This is a genomic window from Bacillus sp. LR--39 (assembly GCF_053613335.1).
This window is the reverse complement of sequence record NZ_JBSIOT010000827.1, coordinates 1-729: the sequence shown is the minus strand read 5'-3', so window position 1 is coordinate 729 and position 729 is coordinate 1. Positions and strand designations below refer to the sequence as shown.

1 protein-coding gene is annotated in these 729 nt (G+C 43.6%); it reads right to left on the bottom strand.

What is annotated here, in order from left to right:
- Nucleotides 1-729: type VII secretion protein EssB (gene essB / locus ACWHAR_RS26805; protein ID WP_452088392.1), on the bottom strand; the 729-nt coding region annotated here is incomplete at both ends.

The window sequence follows — 729 nt, the reverse complement described above, 5'->3', positions numbered from 1 at the left end:
CACGGTTGCTGTCCACTATCGCCTGGTGCTTTGGCTGCGCGAAAAATAAGGCGTACATCGAATAAATAAGTGCCGGTACAAGCAAAACAATGAGCCCCAGGCCGATATATCGCTGGATGTTCCACTTCTTTCTCGGGATATGTATGTATGTTTTTGCTTTGGCCTCGAGCTCATCAATATGGGTTTGAATCAGCTCGAGCAAATCATCATAGGATTCAGCATCTAATATCGTCTTTGCCTCTGCGGAGAACGTCAGCGTTTCATTGAATTTCAGGTAGTCTTCAAACGCAAAAGCGCCGTCAACTGCCAAAGCCGCTGCCGCTTTCAGCTCCTGCCATACTCTTTCCTCATCACGCTCGTAAGGAGGAATGCTTTCTTTTACTCCATAATGGAGAAAATAAGGCGTAAGCCCTTTATCGAATACAATGTTTTCAGGAGCGACAATCAAATTCAGCCTCGACAGATTGTGCTGCTGTACGGCTTGAACAAGCTGATAGGCAAACTGCCATTTACTTTTTTTATCCTTAGCTTTCATGAAGCGGAATGCTTTATAGGAGGAGGGAGGTTGGATTGTGATGATTACTTCATCATCCGTCACATCGATTTCTTTATGAAAAAATGGATTTATATCTTTGATCACGTTAGCTTCAAGACCGTCGAGAAGCTTTATTTTTTCCCGTTGAAAGGTAAATGTATAGCCGGCATCTGTTTTCTCGGCAACAGCTTCTA